This is a genomic window from Aureibaculum flavum (genome assembly GCF_016406085.1).
Classification (GTDB): domain Bacteria; phylum Bacteroidota; class Bacteroidia; order Flavobacteriales; family Flavobacteriaceae; genus Aureibaculum; species Aureibaculum flavum.
The window spans coordinates 152,333-174,340 of sequence record NZ_JAEHFJ010000008.1; the positions used below are offsets into that span (position 1 = coordinate 152,333).

The 22,008-nt window shown below is 29.9% G+C and carries 23 protein-coding genes; 4 read left to right on the forward strand and 19 right to left on the reverse strand.

The window, feature by feature from the left end:
* Positions 1–12 precede the first annotated feature (12 nt).
* The 3 genes from JBL43_RS15630 to JBL43_RS15640 all read right to left on the reverse strand — a co-directional run bounded on the left by JBL43_RS15630 (position 13) and on the right by JBL43_RS15640 (position 1,899).
* Complete coding sequence (locus JBL43_RS15630; RefSeq protein ID WP_198842342.1) at positions 13–786, reverse strand: RNA polymerase sigma factor; 774 nt, start codon at positions 784–786, stop codon at positions 13–15.
* A 90-nt stretch (positions 787–876) separates the two neighbouring features.
* Complete coding sequence (locus JBL43_RS15635; RefSeq protein ID WP_198842343.1) at positions 877–1,545, reverse strand: carboxymuconolactone decarboxylase family protein; 669 nt, start codon at positions 1,543–1,545, stop codon at positions 877–879.
* A gap of 150 nt (positions 1,546–1,695) precedes the next feature.
* Positions 1,696–1,899 (reverse strand): dodecin family protein, encoded by a 204-nt coding sequence (locus tag JBL43_RS15640; protein WP_117880429.1) that lies wholly within the window; start codon positions 1,897–1,899, stop codon positions 1,696–1,698.
* 420 nt (positions 1,900–2,319) lie between these two features.
* On the opposite strand from JBL43_RS15640, the gene JBL43_RS15645 reads away from it, so the two are divergent.
* Positions 2,320–2,871 carry a hypothetical protein gene (locus JBL43_RS15645; RefSeq protein WP_198842344.1) on the forward strand — a complete coding sequence of 184 codons (552 nt, stop codon included), beginning with the start codon at positions 2,320–2,322 and terminating at the stop codon, positions 2,869–2,871.
* A 112-nt stretch (positions 2,872–2,983) separates the two neighbouring features.
* On the opposite strand, the gene JBL43_RS15650 is transcribed toward JBL43_RS15645, so the two are convergent.
* Positions 2,984–3,478, reverse strand: coding sequence for a hypothetical protein (locus JBL43_RS15650; protein WP_198842345.1), 495 nt, complete (start codon positions 3,476–3,478; stop codon positions 2,984–2,986).
* 181 nt (positions 3,479–3,659) lie between these two features.
* Between JBL43_RS15650 and JBL43_RS15655 the strand changes: the two genes are divergently transcribed.
* From JBL43_RS15655 to JBL43_RS15665, 3 genes are read left to right on the forward strand one after another with little or no spacing between them, the layout of a single operon-like run.
* Complete coding sequence (locus tag JBL43_RS15655; protein WP_198842346.1) at positions 3,660–3,992, forward strand: YtxH domain-containing protein; 333 nt, start codon at positions 3,660–3,662, stop codon at positions 3,990–3,992.
* A gap of 2 nt (positions 3,993–3,994) precedes the next feature.
* Positions 3,995–4,345: a hypothetical protein gene (locus JBL43_RS15660; protein ID WP_198842347.1), complete on the forward strand. Its 351-nt coding sequence runs from the start codon at positions 3,995–3,997 to the stop codon at positions 4,343–4,345.
* Positions 4,342–4,563: a DUF6327 family protein gene (locus tag JBL43_RS15665; RefSeq protein WP_198842348.1), complete on the forward strand. Its 222-nt coding sequence runs from the start codon at positions 4,342–4,344 to the stop codon at positions 4,561–4,563. Before JBL43_RS15660 ends, JBL43_RS15665 begins: the two co-directional genes overlap by 4 nt.
* A 9-nt stretch (positions 4,564–4,572) precedes the next feature.
* Here the strand turns inward: JBL43_RS15665 and JBL43_RS15670 are convergent, their stop codons facing one another.
* The 15 genes from JBL43_RS15670 to JBL43_RS15740 all read right to left on the reverse strand — a co-directional run bounded on the left by JBL43_RS15670 (position 4,573) and on the right by JBL43_RS15740 (position 21,849).
* Positions 4,573–5,643 (reverse strand): response regulator, encoded by a 1,071-nt coding sequence (locus JBL43_RS15670; protein ID WP_198842349.1) that lies wholly within the window; start codon positions 5,641–5,643, stop codon positions 4,573–4,575.
* The gene (locus JBL43_RS15675) at positions 5,640–8,045 is read right to left on the reverse strand and encodes a sensor histidine kinase (protein ID WP_198842350.1); all 2,406 of its coding nucleotides are present in this window, start codon (positions 8,043–8,045) and stop codon (positions 5,640–5,642) included. The genes JBL43_RS15670 and JBL43_RS15675 overlap by 4 nt, the downstream gene beginning before the upstream one ends.
* Before the next feature lie 70 nt (positions 8,046–8,115).
* Positions 8,116–9,168 (reverse strand): mechanosensitive ion channel family protein, encoded by a 1,053-nt coding sequence (locus tag JBL43_RS15680; protein ID WP_198842351.1) that lies wholly within the window; start codon positions 9,166–9,168, stop codon positions 8,116–8,118.
* A gap of 117 nt (positions 9,169–9,285) precedes the next feature.
* On the reverse strand, positions 9,286–10,053 hold the full coding sequence (locus tag JBL43_RS15685; RefSeq protein WP_198842352.1) for a patatin-like phospholipase family protein: 768 nt from the start codon (positions 10,051–10,053) through the stop codon (positions 9,286–9,288).
* Between the two features lie 290 nt (positions 10,054–10,343).
* Positions 10,344–10,943: a DUF6620 family protein gene (locus tag JBL43_RS15690; protein ID WP_198842353.1), complete on the reverse strand. Its 600-nt coding sequence runs from the start codon at positions 10,941–10,943 to the stop codon at positions 10,344–10,346.
* A 14-nt stretch (positions 10,944–10,957) separates the two neighbouring features.
* Complete coding sequence (locus JBL43_RS15695) at positions 10,958–11,824, reverse strand: hypothetical protein (RefSeq protein ID WP_198842354.1); 867 nt, start codon at positions 11,822–11,824, stop codon at positions 10,958–10,960.
* Positions 11,824–12,000: a hypothetical protein gene (locus JBL43_RS15700; protein WP_198842355.1), complete on the reverse strand. Its 177-nt coding sequence runs from the start codon at positions 11,998–12,000 to the stop codon at positions 11,824–11,826. The genes JBL43_RS15695 and JBL43_RS15700 overlap by 1 nt, the downstream gene beginning before the upstream one ends.
* 146 nt (positions 12,001–12,146) lie before the next feature.
* Complete coding sequence (locus tag JBL43_RS15705; protein WP_198842356.1) at positions 12,147–13,145, reverse strand: PorP/SprF family type IX secretion system membrane protein; 999 nt, start codon at positions 13,143–13,145, stop codon at positions 12,147–12,149.
* Between the two features lie 2 nt (positions 13,146–13,147).
* Complete coding sequence (locus JBL43_RS20405) at positions 13,148–14,722, reverse strand: T9SS type B sorting domain-containing protein (protein WP_198842357.1); 1,575 nt, start codon at positions 14,720–14,722, stop codon at positions 13,148–13,150.
* Positions 14,652–17,156, reverse strand: a complete 2,505-nt coding sequence (locus tag JBL43_RS15715; protein ID WP_198842358.1) for a BspA family leucine-rich repeat surface protein — start codon at positions 17,154–17,156, stop codon at positions 14,652–14,654. The genes JBL43_RS20405 and JBL43_RS15715 overlap by 71 nt, the downstream gene beginning before the upstream one ends.
* 4 nt (positions 17,157–17,160) lie before the next feature.
* Positions 17,161–17,559 carry a hypothetical protein gene (locus JBL43_RS15720; RefSeq protein WP_198842359.1) on the reverse strand — a complete coding sequence of 133 codons (399 nt, stop codon included), beginning with the start codon at positions 17,557–17,559 and terminating at the stop codon, positions 17,161–17,163.
* A gap of 131 nt (positions 17,560–17,690) precedes the next feature.
* On the reverse strand, positions 17,691–18,422 hold the full coding sequence (locus tag JBL43_RS15725; RefSeq protein ID WP_198842360.1) for a LytR/AlgR family response regulator transcription factor: 732 nt from the start codon (positions 18,420–18,422) through the stop codon (positions 17,691–17,693).
* Positions 18,422–20,113, reverse strand: a complete 1,692-nt coding sequence (locus tag JBL43_RS15730) for a histidine kinase (RefSeq protein WP_198842361.1) — start codon at positions 20,111–20,113, stop codon at positions 18,422–18,424. Before JBL43_RS15730 ends, JBL43_RS15725 begins: the two co-directional genes overlap by 1 nt.
* 197 nt (positions 20,114–20,310) lie before the next feature.
* Positions 20,311–21,297, reverse strand: a complete 987-nt coding sequence (locus JBL43_RS15735) for an SPFH domain-containing protein (protein ID WP_198842362.1) — start codon at positions 21,295–21,297, stop codon at positions 20,311–20,313.
* A gap of 21 nt (positions 21,298–21,318) precedes the next feature.
* Positions 21,319–21,849, reverse strand: a complete 531-nt coding sequence (locus JBL43_RS15740; protein WP_198842363.1) for a TlpA family protein disulfide reductase — start codon at positions 21,847–21,849, stop codon at positions 21,319–21,321.
* Between the last annotated feature and the right edge of the window lie 159 nt (positions 21,850–22,008).

Consider the following 22,008-nt stretch of genomic DNA (forward strand, 5'->3'; position numbering starts at 1 on the left):
TTTGAACAAGTTTTATTTGTTAATAGCATATCTATTGAAAAAACTTAATCGTATTGCTTTTCTAGCATCTTCTAATAATTTTTCGACCTCTGTGACACTACTATTTCTTATTTCTGCAATTTCCTTTGCTGTAAATTTATAATTGGTAAACAGTTCAAAAACAGTATTCATTGCCATAGGTAATTTTTGAAGTACCATAGCTATTTGGGTATGAATTCTTTCTTTACTTAATTCTTTATCCAATTTTTTAACTAATTTATCCTCTTTATTTTCTATAAATACATGATTTAATGTATAATCATTATGGTTATATGATATATCATCTAACTCTTCAATTAATAATAAATCACCACCTGCATCAACAGTATAATTTTCTTCCATTTCATCCCATTCCGGTTTGGTATAAATATCTATATTTTTTAAAAATAGATTATCAAATTCTTCTTCTTCAATAGTATCTTCCAATAATGCATTGGTTTTTTTGAATAACCATAAATAGAAATCTTTTTGATTATCAAACGCATCTATATGATCATATATTTCTATAAAAAGTTGATCAATAAAATCATCAGGTTTATATTTATTTTTTGAAAAATGTCCATTTTTTATGGCTGAATTTAACCTACCCACTATATATTTATTTATCTCAGGTAAAATTTTCAAGACCAATTCATTAAAAGATTTTTTATCTTCTTCTTTTTTAAGCTGAACAAGATCAGGAAATGCTTGAGCAATAATCACACGAAACTCATTATGCTGTTTTTTATATTTTAGCGTGTCTTCCATTTTTATCTGTTTTAATTATATGGTGTAAAGGTGTGAACTTATAAGCAAAATTAAAATGACCTAGATCAGTTCATAAATAGTGTTCTACACTTACTTTTCATTCAATTCGTTTTGTTCGTAGGTTTTATTTGTATCAATTCTAACATTGGGTAGACCAATTAGAGCTCTTAAAACACCATGGATAAATGCTATTGGTAATAGAAAAATACTTATTATCAGTGTGCCAATTTCAAAAAATAAGGAACTATCTTTGTATGGTTTTCCTTTAAGTCTCGATTGAAATGCACTAAATGGAATTCCTAACATATTGCCAACAGTTATTATTTGGACTACAGAAAGTATAATACGTGCTTCTTGCTCACCATATTCTTTAATAATAGCATCGTAAGCATATTTTTTAGGGTAACCTCTTGAATCTGCATAATGTTGAGCGAACAGTATTGCTATGGCTTCTTTTGGTTTTATAAAATGTTTATCACCACCTAAAAAGCTATTTATTTCTTTACCACTCATGCCTAGACGTAAGGCCATTTTAGCATGTCCATAGGAGCAAATGGCACAACCATTTACTTCAGTTACGGCCAATTGTAAGCGTTTTACAAAATCAGTATCAACTCTTTTGCTTTTACTATTTTCAATCATTTTTATCATAGCTCTAGGCACAAAAACAAAGGCACGGTACATTTCTCTTAAACCGAACTTATTTTTAAATGCTGTTCGTGAGCGTATAGCTTCTGGCATTTGTATTTCTACTTTCATTTTTAGAATAGTTATCAAATTTTATTTAATCAACTCTTTTATAACTTATTAAATCATTTCTAATCGTTTAAAAAAAAAGTTCCATTAAAGTAAAACAATACTGAATTTACCTTTAAGGAACCTTCTTCATAAATAATTTTTTAATTGTAACTAAGCCGTAATGGCAAAAGTTACTTTGGTAGTCACACGATATTCCGCTACCTGATTGTTATTAACTGTGGCCTGCATATCTTTTACATAAACAGATTTAATGTTTTTTACTGTTTTGGAAACTTCAGTAACAACATTTTTAACAGCATCATCAAAACTTACGGTAGAATTACCTAATACTTCAATTACTTTTAATACTGACATAACTAAATGATTTTAAAATTAATATATACCAAATGTAAAAATCAAATTAACCATACGAAATGATCTTAATCAGTAAATGAAAATAAGTAGCAATCTAGTTAAGTAGCTTTTCTATTAGATAAGATGCAGCCGCTGTAAATACCTTTACTATTAACCAAAAAAACGGGCTAATAACTTTTTTTATTTACATAACTATTGTTGGATAAGCTTTAATGAGCCTTGAAATCACTGCTATTAAGAGACACCTGTTATGGTTAAATTCAATACGAGTTATCTTAATTTAAATATATTAAAAACCAAATCATAGATAATTAAATTCAATGTTGACCTGGGTCATTTTAAAAATTAAATTACCGTTTTAGATTTGTTATGTAATAAATCACAGAAGTGATTTAGATAATCTTTAAAATTTAAAAAAAAATGAAGAAAATTGTTTTAACCCTATTTTTAATGGGGTCGGTAATGCAGTCTTATGCTCAAGATGTGCTATTTGAAAAAAAAATGAAAATGGAAAGTATTCCTGTCACAATTATTGAATCTATTGATAATGACTTTGGAGATTTTGAGATGATTGAATCTTATGCAATTCCTATAGAAATTATTGAAGAAGATGTTTTTGTAAATAGAAATATTGAAACTGATGAAGATTATGAAACCTATCAAATCACTTTAAAAGGAAATAAAGGTGAAATTGTGGCAACATATAATAAAGATGGTGAGTTACTAAACACCGTTGAAGAATTTAAAAATATTAAACCATCTCCTGAAGTTAGAAATGCTATGGGTAAAGCATTTCCTGATTGGTTTATAAAAAAAGATTATTATAAGTTGACTCACTTTTCCGGAAAGGAACAAAAAGAACGTTATAAATTTATTATTGAAAAAGGAAAGCAAAAAAAAGTGGTGTATATGGATGAAAAAGGAGAAATTCTTAATGTGCATAAAAAATTAGAATTAGATCTTAATAATTAAGATGAAGTATGATTCAAATGGTTAAAGATTTTGGTTTTAAAATACCTGTATAAGAAAAGAGCTTTAGTGAGCTCTTTTTTTTTATGAACCATTAAATTATTACGCTACTCAACTAAACATCTTCCAATGCTGTTTCTAAATGATGTAAATCATCATCAAAACCTCTTATAATTAGTAAATAATCCCCATTGTTTAACATCTCCATAAAAGTATCTACATGCGTTTTTTTAGCACCTAAACCTCTTAAAATACCATTCAACCCTACTGATATACCTCCTAAGGCTTTTCCATTAATTTCGTGCATAAACAATGATGTTAATGAACCAATAATATATACAGTACCTATTTCTGGGTTTTTAAAAACACCAAATTCGATGGAAGATTCGAGTACTTTTTTCCAATATTCTTTTAATTGTTTTTCAAATTGAACTTGGTCTTTTTTATGTTTAAAAGATTGTTCATTAGTAAACATACTAAGAATAGATAATTGAGAATCTATTTCGCTATCCTTCTTTAAAAGATCTATTGATGTTACCAATTTTCCTAATTGCGAATATGACTTTATAAAAATATGTTTCTTTTTCGCATGTTGCACACTATAACTCATAATTTTTAAAAGTATTAAGGTGTTTTTTCTAATACTTAGTGGAGCTAAATTAATATGAAAAATAATTATGATGAATGACCTGGGTCATTTTAAAAGAGCATTTACCTATTTATTTTTGTAGTGTAAAAATTGATTTATTAATCCGTCTGCCTTTATAGGTAGACATCTAAAAATTTAAATTATGTCAAACACTAGTGAAAATGCATTATTTGCACTGTTAACAGGAGTTGCCATTGGGGCTGGAATCGGAATTCTTTATGCACCTGATAAAGGTAAAAAAACTAGAAAAAGAATTAAACAAAAAACAGAAGATACTAAGCACATTATTTCTGATCGAATTTCTCATGCTAAAGAAGAGTTAACTAAAGCCGTTAATGAAAAAAAAGAAGAATTTGAGCAAAAATTAGATGATACCATTTCAACTATGAGTGGTAAAGCAGAGGATATCATTGATAGTTTAGAAAATAAGTTAGAAGAGCTTAAAACCAAAAATGCTCACTTACAAAAAAACTAGTTATGGCTTTTGAAGCGTTAAAAGAAAACTTATTTGAAGCTGATATTAATATACAATCCTATGCAAAAAGTAGTGAAGAATATATTAAGCTCAAAAGTTTTAAAGCACTTATGATTGGTATTACTTTTATTACCAAATTACTAATTATAAGTGCTTTGGTAGGTATGTCATTGTTGCTTTTATCACTTGCGTTAGCTATCCTATTAGGTGAGATTTTGAACAATCTTGTTTTGGGATTTTTAATTGTAGGTTTGTTTTATGCTCTGGTAGGGTTGATTGCTTATTTTTTAAGGAATAAGTTGAATGCTCCGTTATTGAAAAAATTTTCTAATTATTATTTTAAAAAGATATGATACCTAATAGCTATACATCATTTGAAGAAATAGATGAGCAGTTGAAAATTTTAAGTCTGCAAAAAAATATTTATAAAGAGTTGATTAAATTAAATTTAAAAAGCACTAAAAATAATTTAAAAGCAGAAAGTATTAAGACGGAACTTAGGGGCGTTCTACAAGAAAAAATTCTTGCATTTGTGGCAAATAACGTATTAAAAAAATTAAGAAGGAATTAAAATAATAGATTATCCAAATTCCGCTATCTCTTTTAGCGTTTCTTTATTTAATATAACGAGCCTTCTGCCAGATTCTACACCAATTAATCCTTCGTTTTTAAATTCGGTTAACATTCTAATGGCTGTTTCGGTTGCTGTTCCTATGAGTCCTGCAAAATCTTCTCTAGGAATACTTATACCTCTATGTTCTTGATCTTTAATCATCCCTTTAGCATCGAGCTCAAGTAATGTTTTTGCTGTTTTCTGACGCACAGTAGCAAAAGCCATATCTACTAATTGCTCTTGTAAATGAATCATATTATTTGAGATCATACCAATAAACTTATTAGAAACATCTCTGTTATCATATAATAGTTTTATGAAATCAGCCTTAGGTATTTCACAAATTTCAGCATCTTCTAAAACGGTAGCTGATTCTATATAGGTTTTATTATCACCTAAAAGAGAGAGTTGCCCTATAAAATCTCCATCCCTGTATAAGCCAGTAACAAATTCTTTTCCAGTTTCTGTACATCTATAGGTTTTTACAGTGCCACTATGAATAAAAAACAACCGATGTGCCGCATCTCCCTCAGCAAAAATTTCTTCTTTGTATTTATAATGTTTCAGGCTTCTGTCTTTTGAAAGGTCTTGTAATTCTAAATATTCTGACGCTTCTTTTAAAAATTCATTTATACCCTCAATATTATTAGAGAATTTTCTTTTCAAAAAGGCATTCTTTTTTAAACGACTTTTTATGGCACCTAATAGTTCATCTTCTTCAAAAGGTTTTGTTAAATAGTCATCAGCTCCTAAATTCATACCTTTTCGCATATCTGATTTTTCAGCTTTTGCTGTTAAAAAGATAAAAGGAATACCTGCTGTTTTTGGGTTTTTACTCAAACTTTCAAAAACTCCATATCCATCTAATTCCGGCATCATAATATCGCATAAAATAACATCTGGCATAAATTGATTGGCCTTTACAACACCAATCTTTCCATTTTCTGCAGTGCTCACTATATAATTTTCCAGTTCTAATATATCGGCTGTGTTTTCGCGAACATTTTGATTGTCTTCTATTAAAAGTATTTTTTTCATTTTATTTCATTTTTTAATGGAAGCTCCACATAAAAAGTGGTCCCAATATTTAAATCACTTTTTAAGGTAATAGTACCTCCCATCAATTCTATATATGACTTTACGATATTCAGTCCTAATCCAGTTCCTTCAATATGTGTAGTATTCGTTGCACGAAAAAAACGTTTGAATAAATTCGTTTGATCCTCTTCAGGGATCCCAACCCCCTGATCTGTTATTTCAAAGAGTAGGCGTTGCTTATGGGTTTCAATATGAAAAATTATTTCCTTGTGTTCTTCAGAATATTTGATGGCATTAGATAATAAGTTAAAAACAATATGTTTTAAGAATTTTTGATCTAAAAAGACCTCAATATTCGGTTGTGGATGCCTTAAGGTAATGGTTTGCCCATTCTTTTTAATACCTTCAATTTCTTCAATTAAAGAATTCGAAAATTCTATAAAATCAAATGATACGGGCTCGGCAACTACTTTACCTTCTTGCAATTTGCTTAATGATAGAAAATCATTTAGAATTACAACTAAATTTTTAACACTTGCCCTAATTTTAGAGACATAGTTTAAGCGTCTATCCTCATAACCAGGAGCATTTAATTTTTCAATTAATATGGCGGAAGATAATATAGCACTTAAAGGGGTTCTAAACTCATGAGATGCCATTGAAATAAACCGTGATTTTAATTCACTCAATTCCTGCTCTTTTTTTAATGTATTTAATATTTCAAGTTCAATATCTTTTTGATAAGATATATTATTATATACTAACAATATTTCTTCTATTTTTTTATCTATATTAATAAGTGGGGTGGTATTGACCATATACGTCTTATCTTGAAATTCAACTTCAAAAGAACAATGTTCTCCTTTTAAGGTTTTTTCGATATGACTTTTAACTTTTGTACTTACCTCTTGTGGTACTATTTTAACATTACCAATAGTATCTCCTATTTGTACTATGTCTCTGAACCCTAAATCATCCAACTCTTCACCTTCAATAAAGACAATTTTAAAGTTTGCATCTACAACTACAACAAATCCTCTAGGGAAATTTTGTGCAATGTTAGAAAGTAAAATTCTACTAGATAATGTCTTGCTTTCGGCAGATTGTGTTATCTGTATTTGATCTCCTAGGCTTAAATTAGACTCTACTAATTTTTGAACTGTAGAAGTAAGTTCTGTGGTACGCTCTGCTACTTTTTCTTCTAATTGTACAGTCAGTTTACGCAGTTGCTTTTCACTTTCTATTAATTTTTGTTCTGCTTTTTTTCGCTCTGAAATATCATTAGTAACACCAATTATACGTTCAGGAATACCATCTATGGTTGTAAATAGGCTTCCTTTTTCGTGTAACCAATGCACTGATTTGTCGGGATGTAGTATGCGATATTCTATAGTGTAATTTTTTTTATTCTTAATAGCTTCTGTCACTACTAATTTTACGTTTTCTCTGTCTTCAGGATAGATCTTCTCTAAAAATGATTCGAAAGTAATAACTTTTTCATGTTCTTTTAAACCCAATAAATAACTTTGGTAAGTATCTCTCTCTATTCTATTGGTAATCAAATTCCAATCCCATGATCCAAACTCACCCACTTCTAAGGCAAGCCTTTTCTGTTCTTCACTTTCTTTAATAATTTTTTCAGCATTTTTACTTTTTGTAATATCTCGAATAATAGACAAATAATCACCACTATCGGTTTGAACTATCCTTGATTCTAAATGTTTCAACTCTCCATTTATAAGTAGTGAATATTCAACAAATTGTGTCTCTTTTGTTTTTTGGCAATTAGAAAACGCTTTTCTTAATTTATGACAAACCTTTTTCGGAAGTAATGTATCAATGTTTTTGCCAATATGTTCATCGTAAGCTGTTACCAGTTTATTTTTTTTTGGGGTATGTATTTCAAGGTAATTCCCATCACTATCATAAAGGATCATTAAGTCCGGTAATGTATCTAAGATGGCTTTATATTGAGCTTCTTTTGTTACTAATTTTTGTTTTGTTATGTTGTACTTTTCTAGTATATTCTTAGAAATATCGATAATAAAAAGAATGAGCATTTGTTTACCATCAATGTTTAAAGAATTTAAATTTATTTCGATAGGAAATTTTGTGCCGTCGTGCTTTACACCAAAGACGTCAAAATCTTTGCCAAAGCATTTTTCTTTTAGTTCTAAGGTATTAGCTGTATAACTATATTCATTTTTAAGCTTTAAAGTATCAGGAATAAGAATTTCTATACTCTTCTCTAAAAGTTTGTTCGTTTTATGACCAAACATGGTTTCAATAGCCTGATTTACTTTATGGATAATTCCATCAATATCTATGACTATAATACCTTCAAAAGAAGCGTTAAAAACGCTTTGTAAAATAACATTGTTTTCTAATTCATCTATAACCATATTTAATAGTGTCGATTTAATCCAATGTAAAGGATTAACAAATTTATAAATAGTTTCTTAAGAAAATCTATTAATTTTTTTTGAGTTGCATTTCACGTAATATAGGTAACGAATTCGGATATGACTGTTTAATAAAATCAATTAATTCTTCTCTAATCTGACATCGCAAATCCCAAGTGTCAGAAGCGTTTTTTGCACTGAAAGCAGCTCTTAATTCCATTGATTTAACGTCAGAATTTGTTACTAATAAGTTTGCCTCTTTTTTATCCCATAAAGGATTGTTTTTTAAAATATTCAATAACTTTGCTCTTAATTCTTTAACAGGAAACGTATAATCAACATATAGAAAAACGGTTCCGATAAGGTCAGCAGAGTTAAAGGTCCAGTTAACAAACGGTTTATCATTAAAATAACTTAAAGGTAATACCAATCTACGTTTATCCCAAATTTTAATAACCACATAGGTAAGTGTAATGTCTTCTACTTCACCAAACTCTCCTTCAATAACAACTTCATCATCAATTTTAATCGGTTGGGTAAAAGCAATTTGAAACCCCGTAATTAAGTTAGCGATTGATTTTTGTGCGGCTACACCTACAATTATACCAATAACACCGGCAGATGTTAATATGGTAGTGCCTAATTTTTTGGCAGCAGGTATATTCCATAAAATGGCAGCACAGGCCAGTGTAACAATAATTATAATGGAAATACTTTTTATAAAGCGGAGCTGTGTTAAAACTTTCCGGTCTTTAGTTTTATGATTAGTATCTATACTAAATTTTTGTTTTACAATTTCTTCAATAGCATTTATTGATGCAATTATTATCCATGAAAAATTGATTATAATAAGGGCTTCAATAACCTTATACCACAGCGGAATAAGTTTCAAATATAATAGGAAACCATATATAAATAAAATGGGTAATAGAAACTTTGCAGGTGTTTTTAAATGCTTAAGAAGTTGTTGTTTTAAAATAGTGGGCTTACGTTGGTTACCAAGTTTTAAAAATGTGAAAATTAACCACCTTAGTGCTAAACCTAAAAGGATACTAGCTACTATTATTACCAGATAGGTTAGCCATGATTCTTCACCCAAAAATTTTGAAATACTATTTTCCATATTCTTTCCTTCAAAATATTGATTCTTTTATCAAAGTAAATGATTAAAATCATTCAATGATAAGCTTTAAAAGATGTGTCTTTTATTCTATACTATTTTAATTACGTAATGATTACCTTAATTTTCAATAAATAATTTATTCTCTTTTAATAACGCTATTGTAGAGGTATAGCCAATTTCAAAAATAGCTTCGACATTATTCATACTAAAGGTACTGTAATCGCTCAATACCTCTGGTTTTACAATTAAATCGCAATCTGAAAATTTAGCAGCAGACTCTGCAACAGATTTTATTTTATAGGCTCTTTCTACCACATTATATGAATGTTTTAAATTTTCAATTTCAATTTTTTTTAGAGGATTTACAAACACTCCTATTATTTTATCACAATCATTCATTAAAGGTTCTACAGGAAAATTATTCAGTGTGCCTCCATCAACATAATAAGAGCCCTCAATTTCCATAGGTGTAAAAACACCTGGAAAAGAAGCCGATGCTAAAACGACTCTAATGAGTTCTCCTGTATTAAAAATCTTTAAAGTTCCTTTTACGATATCGGTAGCAGTTATATAAAGTGGTTTTTGCAACGCAGCAAAATTATCTTCCTTAAAATATACTTTAAAAGAATTGTAAAATTTATCGGTATCAATAAACCCCGGTTTTCTATAAGCATACTTATGTCTATTAAAAAGAGTAATGGTTTTAAAGAAATTTAACATTTCTGACCAGTCAACACCAGCTGCATATAGTGCACCAACTATGGCTCCAGCACTTGTGCCTGAAATGTGAGAAGGGTGAATTTTGTGCTCAGACAGTGCTTTAATTACACCAATATGTGCAGCTCCTCTTGCTCCTCCACCAGATAATACTAAGCCAATGTTCATAACTTAACTATTTATGAATGCAAAGGTATAGCGAAATTTATTAGTTAAAAATGACTGAAGTCATTCTTAACTAATAAATTAACATATAGGTTAAAAAAATAGTGATTTGTAGTCTTAAAAATTTAATTTTTATAATAAAATATATTAACTCACTAATGCAGTTAATTCAATATTTCATGGGTTGATAGGAGAGAGGTAGTTTATTAAAAATAATTACAAGCCTTTTTATTTTATGTAATAAAGACTTCCAATTTCTTGAAAGTCTTTATTTTGAAACACTAAATTAAATACTAAAAATCAATATCATCACTTAATCCTGCTCCTTTATTCTTATAGATTTCTTTAAAATGATTTTCCCATTTATCAGTTAATTCACCATTCAATTTAAAAATTCTAGAAGCTTCTTTTTGTGCCTCAGAAAACTCTACACCATTTATCATTTCTTGAGAAGTTTGGGTTTCTACGTCTATTACATATTTTTTCCAATAGCCACTCCAATGCATTGCTAATTGAGAGTATTCTGTTAAAGAAATACCATATTCTTTATCTAAGTCTATATCAATACCATATTCATGTGCAACTGACATGTGTTGTTCCATTTTAATATAATCGCTCCATTCTGGGAATTTTGCAAGAACAACTTCTGGCCCTTCTGCTCCTCCTACAACATTGGCAAATTTTCCTTGTTTAGGATTGGTAAAAACCTCTCCATAAAATTGCATATCATCCATAGACATTTCCGCCATTTTACCATTCCATTGATTCTTGGTATCTTCCCATACAGGCACTTCCAAACTCAGTACTTTACAAACATCTTCTAATGACATTCCTGCTACCAAATTTGCAGACGCACATGCATAATCTCTAAAACTTACTCCATTAATTTCCATAAATTTTTATTTTTTTAATTATTAATATATAAATCACTTCTCTTTTTATCGTCATAGAAATAAAGGTCCATTTTTACACTTACATCATGCTCAATAGTCTCTTCATACTCAGGTAAAAAAGAGGCTCGTTCCGTAAAGTATTTAGTCCAAAATGCTTTTTCTTTAATTTCCCAAACATCATAGGCCTTAGCTAATTTTGTCTTGTCATCACCTTTGCTTAAACTTCGAAAACTTTTACATTTATTATGGGCTACTATTTTTTCATCCCATTCTTTTATAGCTTTATGTTTTGCAATATTCTCAACTACCCAACGTATTTCGGCAATTTTATCATTGGGTACAAAAGTGTTTACTGTATTGCAATAACCACAACTCACATAATGCGATCTGAAAATGTCTTTTTTTACTTCAAGCTTTCCACTGCATTGTGTACAATGGAAATCTTCATTTAGAAAAGCAATAGCATGATTGTAAAATTTTTGTGAAACATTACCTTCTAATTCAATTTCAAAACGTTCAATTCTAGGATAAAAAGATTCCGCTAGTTGTACTCCTTTTTGATCTTGATCAATCAAGTCCCAACGTTCTACATATGCTAACATTTGAGGTTCTACTTTATCATCAAAAGTAGTTTCTATTTTATCTGAAAGCCCGCTTATTTGCGACTTGATACCGCTCCATGCTCTCATAGTTTTGGACATATCATAATCACTTTCTAGTAAGTTATCCATTACCGCTTCTTCTGCGTGATTTAAAGATTCATTAAATCGTGTTTCTATTTTCAACAAGAATGAATCCCATTTCAATACCAATTCAATAAATTCGGGATTTTGAGTACCATCAGACTCCTCTTCTTTATCTTTTTTAAATAAACCAAACATTATATATCTGTTTTAATTTCATTATCAATGTCCATAAACTTAAAACCACAATAGTCACAGGTTGTTAAATTAGTGTCTTTTGGTCTTGACGCACCACAATTTTCACATTTTTTTGAACTGGTTTTAGAAGTATCATTACTCCCCCAATCTTTCTGACTTTCGTTTGCGTTTTTCACTATTTTTTTAAAAGGGTTTCCCATAGTATTTCAAAAATACTTAGAACTGTTGTTTTACATTAAATAAATTGACAAGCGTGCATTTTTAGTTTATAAACGCATTTTTGTGGTATTTTAAAGGCCTAAATGATAACTGATTTGATGCATCAATTATCAGATTTATACATAAAAGGATTATAATTTGGAATGTAGCCTCTGTCTTTTTGTCTTTTATTAAACAAACTAACACCAAAGGTAAATTGATGATAACCTCCTTCTTGAAAAGTAATTGCTCCAATTTGATGAGTATAGGTGTATGAAACTATAAATTTATCAATCTCAAGCCCTAATATTGGTGTAACTTGACTTAATTCTTGAATACCGTTATTATCTAAACTTGCTCTGTAAGACAATGCAAAGAATCCTCTTTTGTTATGCCCAAATGTTTTATAAACTTTTGCATTAAGATCTACAATTTTCTCTTCAGTACCACTGACATATTGAAACATAATTGAAGGCTCAAGTTGAAAATGCGTTCCCCAACCAAAAAAGTAACCAGAGTTAAACAAATACCTTCTTGAATTAACTTTTCTATAATCTCCTATTTGAGCGTTCTGAACATTTAGTAATAAGTTTTTAATCGTGAAATATGCAAATCCATCCATAAAATGGTATGCCATACTAAAATCTGTATTAAAATAACTGTTAGATTCTATAATTTGAGAAATAACTGGATCTGGTTTTGTGAATTCACGTTGATCATTACTATTTTGAACATAAGAAGCCGATAAGGCCAAAGATAATTGATTTAAAGCTTCATCCCTACCAAAATTTAAATGATAAGCATAAGTTCCTTGTACTCCTAATTGTGAATGGTATCCATTTTTATCATTAAAAACAATGGCTCCTAATGCCATTTTCTCTCCAAATCTATTGTTAAAACTAAGCGTCTGCAAAGATGGAGCATCTTCTACTCCAATCCATTGTTGACGGTGTGTAAGTCTTAATTTTCCATTATTTCCAATTCCTGCTGCACTAGGATGTACCAAATAAATATTATCTGATAAATAATCAGAATAAATGGGTAAAGTTCCCTGTGCATTTATATTGAAATTCATCAATAAAAATACAGATGCAAAGAATATTTCAATACTAAACCTTTTCATAACTATCTTCTTATTAAGCTGAAATGTCCTTTTATTACACTACCATCATTATAAATAATCATATACCAATAGTCATCAGATGGCATTTGTTTACCAAAATAATTACCATCCCATCCTAATGTATTTGATTTGAACTCTTTTAAAACTTTACCATAACGGTCAAAAACTCTTACTTGCTTTACCACTCCATTATCATCAGTAACCTGCCAATAATCATTAGACCCATCATTATTTGGCGTAAAGAATTTTGGTATCTCATCTACAGTTTGTGCCGAAGAAATAATAGTTTCAAATTCAATAACTGCACACGATGTAGATTCGCCTACACTATTAATGGCAAAAACGGACACAAAATACGTTGTGTTTTCTGCTAAGGCATTTATTGGTGTATAGGTTAACACATTTCCGAGTTTTGTATTTTCAAATTCAGTTCCACCAGAAGTTGTACCAATAGTTATTCTATAACTAGTAGCTCCATCAGCAGTATCCCAATTAAATGTTGGATTGATAGCTACTTCTGTAGCTGTATTAACAGGTGTTGTTACTACTGGACACGCTGGTGCCGTTGGCAGCGTCTCCGTTTCAAATTCAATAACGGCACACGAGGTAGATTCGCCAACACCATTAATCGCATACACAGATAAAAAATAGGTTGTGTTTTCTGCTAAGGCATTTGTTGGTGTATAGGTTAACACATTTCCGAGTGTTGTATTTTCAAACTCTGTTCCACCCGATGTTGTACCAATGGTTATTCTATAACTTGTAGCTCCATCGGTAGCATTCCAATTAAATATTGGATTGATAGCTACGTCTGTAGCATTATTAACAGGAGCCGTAACCACTGGACACGCTGGTGCAGTTGGAAGCGTTTCTGTTTTAAATTCAATAACCGCACAAGAAGCAGAATTACCTAAACTATTAATGGCAAAAACGGACACAAAATACGTTGTGTTTTCTGCTAGAGCATTTGTTGGTGTATAGGTTAACACATTACCTAGTGTTGTATTTTCAAACTCTGTTCCACCAGATGTTGTACCAATGGTTATTCTATAACTTGTAGCTCCATCGGCAGCATTCCAATTAAATATTGGATTGATAGCTACGTCTGTAGCATTATTAACCGGAGCCGTAACCACTGGACACGCTGGTGCAGTTGGAAGCGTTTCTGTTTTAAATTCAATAACCGCACAAGAAGCAGAATTACCTACACTATTAATGGCAAAAACGGACACAAAATACGTTGTGTTTTCTGCTAAGGCATTTGTTGGTGTATAGGTTAACACATTACCTAGTGTTGTATTTTCAAATTCAGTTCCACCAGAAGTTGTACCAATAGTTATTCTATAACTAGTAGCTCTATCAGCAGCATTCCAATTAAATGTTGGATTGATCGCAACGTCTGTAGCATTATTAACAGGTGTTGTTACCACTGGACACGCTGGCCCAGTTGGAAGCGTTTCCGATTCAAATTCAATAACTGCACACGATGTAGATTCGCCTACACCATTAATCGCATACACAGATAAAAAATAGGTTGTGTTTTCTGCTAAGGCATTTGTTGGTGTATAGGTTAACACATNTACCTAGTGTTGTATTTTCAAATTCAGTTCCACCAGAAGTTGTACCAATAGTTATTCTATAACTAGTAGCTCCATCAGCAGCATTCCAATTAAATGTTGGATTAATAGCAACGTCTGTAGCTGTATTAACAGGTGTTGTTACTACTGGACATTCAGGAACGACTGCTCCACAATCTTTACCGCCATCTGTAATAGTCCAACCATCCGCTATTAATAAGTTACGAGCGTTTTCTCCTAAGCAATAATTTGTATTTACAGTTAATAACACATTTGAGTTATGTGGTTGTCCTTGCCAACCTATTAATAAAGCATCGTAATTAGCAGATGATAATGAGATATTTCCGTTAAACATTAAATCGGCATCAGTTAAACTGCTAATATCCCAACCACCAATATTTTGATTGAAGATGGTATTCTCAAACATAAAATTCATTTGAGTAACAGAACCTGTATCCCAACCACTTATATCTTGATTAAAAGGGGAGCGTCTAAACATAAATCTCATATCAGTTACACGACTTGTATTCCAAGTAATAATATCTTGATTAAAATTAGAGTAAGTAAACATGGAACGCATTGATTCAACCTTACTTGTATTCCAATCTCCAATGTCTTTATTAAAATTAGTACAAGAAGCAAACATAGCTTCCATTGATTGAACACTAGATGTATTCCAACTGTTTAAATCTTGATTAAAGCTAGGTGAATTATTAAACATTTGCTCCATATTTGTAATAGTACTTGTATCCCAATTTCCAATATTTTGATTAAAAATAGGGGTTCGCATATACATATATGATAAATCTGTTGCAAGAGATAAATCGGGAGGAAGAATTTGTGTACTTCCTCCATTTAAATTAGAACAACCGTTAAAGGCGTTATTCATGCTAGTCCATTGTTGATTTCCCCATTGATCAACCGACAGTATTTTATCTTTATCATTTGTATAAGAATTATTGAAATACATTCTTGGAAAATCACCTTGTATTCTTATGGTATACGTGCCTGCGGCACCGAAATCATGAATAATATTTCCCGTTAAACCAAATTCATCAAAAGTGCCATCATTGTCCCAGTCTACATCGTAATTATAACCTGTACCGGTTGTAGGTATTGTAATCGATGAATTATTAGAACTACCTGTGTTGTCAGTTTTCCAAGTGGTTACAAAATCGTCTAATGGGTCAGAACCTAATGTATTACACTCGGCTTGGGTTTCTACAAATGTTAAAGTAGCATCAACACGAGTCCATTCAGTAGTACTATATGTTTTGTCATCTACAAATGCACAACTAAGTTTTGGACAGTTATCAGCATAGAAGTCAGCATCATCCATGGTGGCGTTATTACCGTTTCTTAGATTTACGGTTTCGATTAGCGGACTATTTTGAATTCGTAATCGACTTAATCCAGTATTTTGAGAAAAGTCTAAGCTTGTATAGTTGTTTTCGTAACATAAGACCGTTTCCAAGGTATTGGTTGGTGCAACCACTAAGGTATTCATGTTATTTTGATGACAACTTAAATATTTGAGTGCGGTATTTAGACTTAGATCTAAGTCTGCAATATCATTTACATGGCAATCTAAACTTTCTAAAGCAACATTGGCTTGCAAGTCTAAACTTTTTAGATTATTTACTTGACATGTCAATCTTTCTAAAGCAGTATTGGCAGCAAGATCTAATGATGTAAACTTGCAATTTCTAATATATAATTTTTTAAGTAGTGTATTCTGAGTAAAATCCATCGCAGTAATTGCATTAGATTGTACGTCAATTGTTTCTAAAATGGGATTATTGGAAACATCTAAATTTGTGATACCGGTATATGAACAACTTAGATAATCTAGTACTGGATTGTGCTCTAAATCGAGACTTGTTAATAAGGGATTACTTCCACAGGCTAACTCTTCAAGGAGCGGACATTGAGTTACATCAATAGAGGTGATATTGCAATTTTGTACTTCTAACTCATCTAATAATGGATTCTGTGTTACATTTATAGTTTGTAAATTTGGGTTACCAAAGGCGAGTATACTTTCTAGTTTGTCATTTTGATTTACAATTATACTTGTAAGTTCGTTATTATAACAGGATAATGATTTAAGATCTGGATTACTAGAAAAATCTATTGTTGTTAAAATATTACCATTGCAGACTAAAGTCTCTAGAGCAGTAAAACCTTCAATACCAGTTAAGTCTGAAATATTTTTATTAGCCAGACCTAAGTATGTTACTGTATTTATATTTACAGTTAGTACAGACCCATCAATTGGTGCAGTGTCATAACCTAGGTTAATTAGTTGTTGTTCAAAATTTGCATCGGGTATGACTGTATTTTGACTAAATGAGGCAAATGAGACCATTGTAAAAATCAGAATTATTGTATGTTTATAATAATTCTTGTTGATTGTTATTGGTAACTTGTACATAAATTTATTGTATTCTCTGGTTAACAAAAGCAACAATTTCTTGTTGGTCTTGTAGTGATATTGCTACGGAATCAATTACTATTTTTTTCTTTGCATCTTTCAGCTTTATTTTTCCATTAAAGGAGCGACTATCCATTTGAATACTAGCAATGTTTGAAAATTCATAAAATGGTTGTTCTGCTATAGTTAACAGCTTCAATCCTTTATCATTTAATTCAATTACTGGTGTAATTGGATTCTTTGAAATACTAATTATTTTAGGGATTGCAACACCAAATATTAAAAAAGCCTGCCAAGCAAAATACTTTACTAGAAACCATCCGAAAAGCATAATTCCTATACCAAGAGCCAATAAGAAATACCACAGAATTACATTCTCTTTTTTACAATACGTTTTAGTCATATTTACAGTGTAAAAAAGCGTTATACGCTTTTATTGAAATTAGATAACGTGCAAACAACAACAAATAGTGCTTATTGGAAAAAGTGTTTTATAAGTGTAGAATTGTATTTTATATCCGTTATGATCTAAAATTACTCATCAAGAAGAAGCCCTTTTATTTCAGTTTTTTTTCTGGATGAAATGGGAATAGAAATTTTACCATTTAAAATAAGGGCATCATTTTTTATGGCGGTTATAAAGGTTCTATTTACTAAATAGGATTGATGTGGTCTTAAGAAATATTGATCAGGTAATAATTCTTGAAAGTGTTTCAAATTTCTAGAAGCTAATATTTTAGTATTTTCAGTTATTACATGTGTATAAGATCCCTCTGAATGACAATAAAGAATTTTTTTAACATCAATAAAATCAATATTATTTGTTGTTTTAATAACAATTCTCTTAATTTCTGAATTGTTATTTTGTTTAAGATTAGCTATTAGTTCATTCTGTTCTTTTTCAGAATAAATAGATAATCTGGCTTTAGAAAGAGCTTCTTTAAGCTCAGCAGGTTCTATAGGTTTTAACAAATAATCAAGTGCATTAAATTTAAATGCTTTTATGGCGTGTTGATTATAAGCAGTTATAAAAATAAGTTTAAAGTCTATTTCAGGTAATTGATCAATTAAATGAAATCCAGTGCCATCTTCTAATTCAATATCTAAGAGAACAATATCAGGTTTAGTTGCTATGATAACCTTTTTACCTTCAGCCACAGAAGGAGCTTCGCCAACAATTTCATGCTCATAGTTGATTAGAGTTAGTAATTTTTTAATTACACTTCTAACATTTATTTCATCATCAATTATTACAATTTTTAACATTAGTGTAAATTTAATAACATAATTACTTTAGTACCAATTTGCTCATTTAAAGATTGAATAGAAAATAGCTTCTCTTCACCTTGGTTTCTTAATTTAAGACGCTTTAAAAAAATGTCTATTGCATGTTCTCTATCTTTTACATTTTCATCTTTATTGTACCCTATACCATTGTCTATGACCTCAAATTTCACCAAACTGTCTTGTTTTGATATGTTTATTTTGAGCATTCCTTTTTCTTTTTTTGGCTTTAAACCGTGTTCAATAGCATTTTCAACAAATGGTTGTAACAACATTGGCGGAATTCTTATAAGTGATGCATTAACATCATTATCAAGATTGATTTCATAATCAAATTTATTTTTAAACCGTAATTGTTGCGTTGCAATATAGTTTTTTAGAGCATCTAAATCTTCTTCCAAGTAAATTTCCTTTTTACTTACAAATTCAAAATTTTGCCTAATTAGTTTTGCAAAACGAGATAAATATGTACTTGATTTTAAAGGGTCATTTTCAAAAATAGTATTTTGAATAGCAGTTAATGCGTTAAAGATGAAATGAGGATTCATTTGTGTTCTTAACATTTTTTGCTCAAGTAATAATTTTTCTTGATCTAATCTTAATTTCGTATTTTTATTTCTTTGATATAGAGACAGTCCCAGTAGTGATAAAAGTCCAACTAAAATTCCTAATATTATTTTATTCTTTTGATTGTCTTTTTTCTCTTGTTTAAGTTCTGATTCTTTTGTTATTAAGTTGTACTGGTTCTGAATTAATTTTATTTTTTCTGTGTTTTCAAATTCAGTGATAAGCTCATTAAGTGAATCTCTCTTCTTCACATATAATGATGCATTGTTAAAATTCATATCCTTAATGGAAAGTTCTAATAACAAATCGTAAATATCTTTTTGATTAGCAAGTACCCCAGCTTTTTCTTCAATTTTCAAGGCTTGCAAATACAGAGATTTACTTTTAATTAAATCGTTTTCAAGTAGACTAACGTAACCTAAATTTCTTAAAGGATGAGAATTTAGTCTCTCAATATCAATATTTAATTGCATTGCTTTTTTGTAGTAGCTTTTTGCATTGGTAAAATCTTTAATTTGTTCAAAAATGTAACCTATATTATTATAAGATGCTGAAAGCGTCGCAGTATCTTTTAGTTCTTCTTGTATAGCTGCCGCATCGATAACATATTCAATAGATTTATCGAATTTAAAATTGAGATATTCAATATGAGCTAATGAATTGAGTGCTTTTGCTTCTCCTTTTTTATCATTTAATTCTCTAAAGATTTCTAGAGCTACATTAATTTGATTTCGAGCAATATCTAAATTTGAGAGAAAGGCATTAGAATCGCTTAATAACATATTTGTTTTTGCGATATATAATTTGTTGTCTTCTTTTTCAAACAACATTAGGGCTTTTGTTAAACTACCCTTTGCTTCTAAATCTTTTTCTAAACTGCCTAATATACTGCCTTTTTCAAGATATAATAGCCCAGTTCTATGCGTGGAATTAACACCGTTTTTAGCAAGACTATCAATTCTAAAAATTGACTCTTTATAATTATCACTTGAAATAAAATTTATAAATTCTTCATCAGTAAATCCATCTATTTTTTTAGTTTTTTCGCAATTAGTAAACAAAATAAATACTAATAACAAAAAAATGTAGAAAATGATTTGTTTCATTTGTTTTAAAAAAAATAAAGGCACTATTTACAAGTTTAATGTAAAGGTTTATTGTAATATGAAATAATTAGAAAACTACCGCATTTTGATATTTTGTCACTAATAAATTCTCTACTAAAATTAATACGAAATGAATTTTAATCATTCTGTACAATTCGTTTTTTTGACAAGATACATATATTTATAAATAGAGATGTTTACATTTTATGTAAAATAGCTTTTTTCATCTCTGTGTATTCAATTTGAGTAATTAAATCCATTTCAAACATTTCTTTCAGTTTCTTTAGTTTTTCTATTGGATTATCTGATACTTGTTTTTGATCTTGAGGTTTTTGATTTAATAAGTTTCCTGTTTGCATTCCAACTCCCATTCCCATAACCATACCTGCACCACCTTCATTATTTGCTGCATCTCTCATGGCTTTTAATTGTTGCATTTCTGTGAATTCAACACCAGCAATTTTTGAAGCTAATACTTCAGCTTGAACATCAGATATTTTTGCAATTCTATTTAAGGTTTCTTTGTCAAATTGAGAACCTTCAATTCTAAAATCTAAAATTTTAAATCCTAATTCAGTAAAAACTGTTTTGGTTTTTTCTTTTATTTCAGAAGCAATCGTATTTAGGTTACTGTCTATATCAACAAAGGAAAATTTCGCATTAGCTAAATAATCCGTAATTGGTTGAGTTACCCTAGAAATAAAAACTTCCTTTAAATCTGAATGACAATATACCTCTTCCCCTGCAATTATATTTTCAAAAAACCATTGCGGTTTTGTAATTTTAATACTATAATTACCAAATGCAGAAAGCTGTATTGGAAAAGTATATATAGGGTCAGTGTACGCAATAGGTACTCTTGTACCCCATCTCATATTTAAAATATTTGCTTTTCGGTAAAACCAAATACCCATTACGTGTTCACTTCCTTCATGGAGAGAAAGGAATTTTTTAAGAGTAGTTAAAAATGGTTTGTTGGCAGATTTTAGATCATATATTCCTTCTTCATCAAAAACACTTTCTATTTTGCCTTCATAGGTTAAAATGCAGCCTTGTCCTGGTTGAAGAATAAGCTTTGATGCATTTTTTATTTCATCACCACGGTCAGTAAATTTTATAAAAAGTTCTTTTTCATTAGTATTTTCCCATTGAATTACTGACCGGAATTGATTAATTAAACCCATTTTGTTTTTTTAAGTAATATTCTATTTAAGTAAAGCAGTTAATGATTCTTTTAAAAAAGGATCTGATGGCAAATACGTATCATAATCCATAATTTTACCTTCGTCATCAATTAGTATTACTCGAGGTATCGATTCAATACCATACTCATTCATAAAATTAGTATCACCATTTGCAAAAAGTTGAATACCTTTCATTTCATTCTCCTCAACCATAGCCTTCCATGCTTGTTCATCTTCTAAATCATCTACTGAAATACTAACAAAAGCAATATTCTCATCTCTAAATTCTTTTTCTATTTCTTTTAAATAAGGTATTTCATCTCTGCATGGCCCACACCAAGTTGCCCAAACATCAACATATATAAACTTTCCTTTTAAATCTTCTAAAGAAGTTGTACCTCCTTTATAATTTTTATAGTTCGTAAATGTTGGAGACACTGTACCTTTTTTTGTTTCATCATAAGATACAAATGCATTATACTTTTCCTCCTTAGAATTACTTTTACATGCAATAATTGAAAAAAAGGCAATTATTATTAGAATCTTTTTCATTTTAAATTATTATTGTTTATTGAGTTGTTTGATTATCAAAAATATATGAAGCTAACTGGTTGTGCAATTTCATTTTATAAGTGTTGCGGATTAATTTACAATCGTGAAGTGGCACAAGCTTTTAACTATAAATTTATATGTAAATAGATAGGAGAGGAT

Coding starts and splice junctions, on each gene's coding strand:
- JBL43_RS15650 (WP_198842345.1), bottom strand. CDS start 3,478: ATGAGTTATAGTGTGCAACATGCGAAAAAGAAACATATTTTTATAAAG.
- JBL43_RS15705 (WP_198842356.1), bottom strand. CDS start 13,145: ATGAAAAGGTTTAGTATTGAAATATTCTTTGCATCTGTATTTTTATTG.
- JBL43_RS15695 (WP_198842354.1), bottom strand. CDS start 11,824: ATGTTTGGTTTATTTAAAAAAGATAAAGAAGAGGAGTCTGATGGTACT.
- JBL43_RS15655 (WP_198842346.1), top strand. CDS start 3,660: ATGTCAAACACTAGTGAAAATGCATTATTTGCACTGTTAACAGGAGTT.
- JBL43_RS15730 (WP_198842361.1), bottom strand. CDS start 20,113: ATGAAACAAATCATTTTCTACATTTTTTTGTTATTAGTATTTATTTTG.
- JBL43_RS15725 (WP_198842360.1), bottom strand. CDS start 18,422: ATGTTAAAAATTGTAATAATTGATGATGAAATAAATGTTAGAAGTGTA.
- JBL43_RS15645 (WP_198842344.1), top strand. CDS start 2,320: ATGAAGAAAATTGTTTTAACCCTATTTTTAATGGGGTCGGTAATGCAG.
- JBL43_RS15635 (WP_198842343.1), bottom strand. CDS start 1,545: ATGAAAGTAGAAATACAAATGCCAGAAGCTATACGCTCACGAACAGCA.
- JBL43_RS15740 (WP_198842363.1), bottom strand. CDS start 21,849: ATGAAAAAGATTCTAATAATAATTGCCTTTTTTTCAATTATTGCATGT.
- JBL43_RS15680 (WP_198842351.1), bottom strand. CDS start 9,168: ATGGAAAATAGTATTTCAAAATTTTTGGGTGAAGAATCATGGCTAACC.
- JBL43_RS15735 (WP_198842362.1), bottom strand. CDS start 21,297: ATGGGTTTAATTAATCAATTCCGGTCAGTAATTCAATGGGAAAATACT.
- JBL43_RS15675 (WP_198842350.1), bottom strand. CDS start 8,045: ATGGTTATAGATGAATTAGAAAACAATGTTATTTTACAAAGCGTTTTT.
- JBL43_RS15720 (WP_198842359.1), bottom strand. CDS start 17,559: ATGACTAAAACGTATTGTAAAAAAGAGAATGTAATTCTGTGGTATTTC.
- JBL43_RS15640 (WP_117880429.1), bottom strand. CDS start 1,899: ATGTCAGTATTAAAAGTAATTGAAGTATTAGGTAATTCTACCGTAAGT.
- JBL43_RS15660 (WP_198842347.1), top strand. CDS start 3,995: ATGGCTTTTGAAGCGTTAAAAGAAAACTTATTTGAAGCTGATATTAAT.
- JBL43_RS15670 (WP_198842349.1), bottom strand. CDS start 5,643: ATGAAAAAAATACTTTTAATAGAAGACAATCAAAATGTTCGCGAAAAC.
- JBL43_RS15630 (WP_198842342.1), bottom strand. CDS start 786: ATGGAAGACACGCTAAAATATAAAAAACAGCATAATGAGTTTCGTGTG.
- JBL43_RS15685 (WP_198842352.1), bottom strand. CDS start 10,053: ATGAACATTGGCTTAGTATTATCTGGTGGAGGAGCAAGAGGAGCTGCA.
- JBL43_RS15690 (WP_198842353.1), bottom strand. CDS start 10,943: ATGGAAATTAATGGAGTAAGTTTTAGAGATTATGCATGTGCGTCTGCA.
- JBL43_RS15665 (WP_198842348.1), top strand. CDS start 4,342: ATGATACCTAATAGCTATACATCATTTGAAGAAATAGATGAGCAGTTG.